Consider the following 2911-nt stretch of genomic DNA (forward strand, 5'->3'; position numbering starts at 1 on the left):
ACGGTGCTCCATGGAGCGCAGGAAGCGGTACGCGTCCTCCAGTTGCGCGGCGTCCGCCCGCCCCACGTACCCGCCCGCGGCCAGCGCCTGCAACGCGGCCAGCGTCGTCCCGCTCCGGAGCGAGGCGTCCGCCCGCCCGTGCACCAACTGCAGCAGCTGTACGGCGAATTCGACGTCGCGCAGGCCGCCCGGGCCCAGCTTCAGTTCGCGCTCGACCTCGGCGACGGGGATGTTCTCGACGACCCTCCGACGCATCTTCTGCACATCGGCGACGAAGTTCTCGCGCTCGGCGGCCTGCCACACCAGCGGCTCGAGGGCGGCGACGTACTCCTCGCCGAGTTCGATGTCACCGGCGACCGGGCGGGCCTTGAGCAGGGCCTGGAACTCCCAGGTCTTGGCCCAGCGTTGGTAGTAGGCGAGGTGGCTGCTGAGGGTGCGGACCAGCGGACCGTTGCGGCCCTCGGGGCGGAGATTGGCGTCGACGGGCCAGATGGAACCCTCGACGGTGGTCTCGGAGCAGATCCGCATCATGTGCGAGGCGAGCCGGGTCGCGGCGCGCAGCGCCTTGCCCTCGTCGGCTCCCTCGACGGCCTCGCCGACGAAGATGACGTCGACGTCGGAGACATAGTTCAGCTCGTGGCCGCCGCACTTGCCCATCGCGATGACGGCGAGCCGGCACAGCGCGGCGTCGTCGGGCGCGGCGGCGCGGGCGATGCCGAGGGCGGCGCGCAGGGTGGCGGTGGCCAGGTCGGCGAGCTCGGCCGCGGTCTGGGCGACATCGATCGTGCCGCACACGTCCCGCGCGGCGATGGACAGCAGACAGCGCCGGTAGGCGACGCGCAGGGTGACCGGGTCGGTGGCCTCGGCCAGGCCCCACTCGAACTCCGTCACCCCCGGGTGCAGGTCCCGCGGCTCGTAGGTGACGAGGGCCTGCCAGTCGCCGGCATGCCGGGCGAGGTGGTCGGCGAGGGCGGCCGAGGCGCCGAGCACACCGAGGAGACGGTCGCGCAGCGGCTTGGACGCGGTCAGGGTGTCGAGCAGTTCACGGCGTGCGGTGGGCGCGGGCTGGGCCTCCAGCAGCCGTACCAGACCGTGCAGGGCCAGGTCCGGGTCGGCGGTGGCGCCCAGTGCGTCCAGCAGCACCGGGTCGTCGCGCAGGCCCGCGAGCTCCACGCCGGACAGGAGCCGCTCGGCGGCGGCGGGATCGGTGAAGCCGTGCCGCAGCAGCCGCGTGAAGGTACTGCTTCTGCGCCCCGGCGTCATCCTCGCCCTCCCGTCCGGATCAACGTGCCACGAGCCGAGCCTAACCGGACTGCCCGCGTCGGGCGCCGATGAGTTTCCCGGGCTTACGGGGTCTGCCCTGTCGAGGACCTTCAGGAGGCAGCTCATGATCGCCAAGCAACCACAGACCCGTCTCGACCAGCGCTACAGCGACGAGGCGGCCACCGCGGTCCCCTGGTCGGAGGCCGAGGCGCTGCTCGCCGGGTCCGAGCTGTTCTGGATCTCGACGGTACGTCCCGACGGGCGGCCGCATGTGACCCCTCTGCTGGCCGTCTGGTCGGACGGCAGCCTGCACTTCTGCACCGGCCCGGAGGAGCGCAAGGCGCGGAACCTCGCCGCGAACCCGCACGTCGTGCTCACCACCGGCACCAACACGTGGAACAAGGGATACGACCTGGTGGTCGAGGGCGAGGCGGTGCGGATCACCGACGACGCCCGGCTGCGTGAACTGGCCGCCGGGTGGGAGGCGAAGTACGGCAGCGTCTGGCACTTCGACGTGGCGGACGGCTGCTTCCGGCACAGTGCGGGACACGCTTACGTCTACTCGGTGGCGCCGCACACGGTTTTCGGCTTCGGTAAGGACGAGCCGTTCAGCCAGACCCGTTGGCGATTCCCTTTGGAGGACCAGCCATGGACTTCACGCTCGAAGTGATCCCGCTGCCCGTGACCGACATCGACCGGGCCCGCGACTTCTACCGGGACCGCGTGGGCTTCCACGTCGACATCGACCAGGAGGTCATGCCGGGTATGCGCATCGTCCAGCTGACGCCTCCGGGCTCGGGCTGTTCGATCGCGCTCGGCGACAGCATCTGGGACCTGACCAAGGGCGAGACAAAGCCCGAGCCCGGCTCCTACCAGGGCCTCCAGCTGTGCGTCGCCGACATCAAGGCGGCCCGGGCGGAACTGGTCGAACGGGGCCTGGAGATCTCCGAGCCGGTCCAGTACTCCCCCGACGACGGCGCGACGTTCATGTACTTCAAGGACCCCGACGGCAACGGCTGGTCGATCCAGGAGTACCGCCGCCGGGCCACGGAGCCTCTGCACCAGGTGCTGGCGGAGTCGAAGCGGCAGTAGGGTCGGGGCCACCTTCTCGCCGGGTGCCGCTCCTACGCGGCGGGCATATTGTCCGCATATGGGTGGTACTCGGTGTGGCCGGTGCGGTGCGCCGTCGCAGGAGCGGTCGGTACGGCCCGGGGGAAGGTGAGAGCGTGCAGGACCCTGCCGGCTTCGTCGCTGCCGCGAGCTTCGGCCCGGAGCTGGTGGATCTCGCTCTGGCCCGGGTCGTGTCGGAGACCGGCGCGTCCGCGGGCTTTGTGTATCTGCTGCCGCCGGGTGAGCGGGTGCTGCGGCTGGCGGTGCTCAGCGGGGACTCACCGGAGCTCATCGCGCCGTGGGCGCAGGTGCGGCTCACCGCCCCGGTCCCGGTGGCCGACGCGGTGCGCGAGTGGCGCATGGTATGGCTCGGCAGCCAGGAAGAGCTGGCGCGCCGCTACCCGCAGTCCGCGCTCGTGCTGCCCTACCACTTGGCGGTGGCCGCCGCACCGATCACCACCGACACCACCGTCTGGGGCGGCCTGGTGCTGCGGTGGCCCGGCTCGCACCCGCCGCAGTTGCCCCCGCAGGAGCGCGA

General features: G+C 71.6%; 3 protein-coding genes and 1 pseudogene. 3 read left to right on the top strand and 1 reads right to left on the bottom strand.

Translation table 11 applies throughout. The features are described 5' to 3' along the window. Nucleotides 1-1263: pseudogene (locus ACTWQJ_RS49540) on the bottom strand (bifunctional [glutamine synthetase] adenylyltransferase/[glutamine synthetase]-adenylyl-L-tyrosine phosphorylase); the annotation flags it as partial. Between the two features lie 124 nt (nt 1264-1387). Between ACTWQJ_RS49540 and ACTWQJ_RS49545 the strand changes: the two are divergent. The 3 genes from ACTWQJ_RS49545 to ACTWQJ_RS49555 form a co-directional block, all read left to right on the top strand. Further along, nucleotides 1388-1933, top strand: coding sequence for a pyridoxamine 5'-phosphate oxidase family protein (locus ACTWQJ_RS49545; RefSeq protein WP_443312912.1), 546 nt, complete (start codon nt 1388-1390; stop codon nt 1931-1933). Continuing rightward, a complete protein-coding gene (locus ACTWQJ_RS49550) occupies nt 1912-2355 on the top strand; it encodes a VOC family protein (RefSeq protein WP_443312913.1) in 444 nt (147 codons plus the stop codon). Before ACTWQJ_RS49545 ends, ACTWQJ_RS49550 begins: the two co-directional genes overlap by 22 nt. 134 nt (nt 2356-2489) lie before the next feature. Next, on the top strand, nt 2490-2911 hold a 422-nt coding region (locus ACTWQJ_RS49555), incomplete at its 3' end, for a GAF domain-containing protein (RefSeq protein ID WP_443312914.1).

The sequence above is a fragment of the Streptomyces sp. KR55 genome, from assembly GCF_052245645.1.
Taxonomy (GTDB): domain Bacteria; phylum Actinomycetota; class Actinomycetes; order Streptomycetales; family Streptomycetaceae; genus Streptomyces; species Streptomyces flavusporus.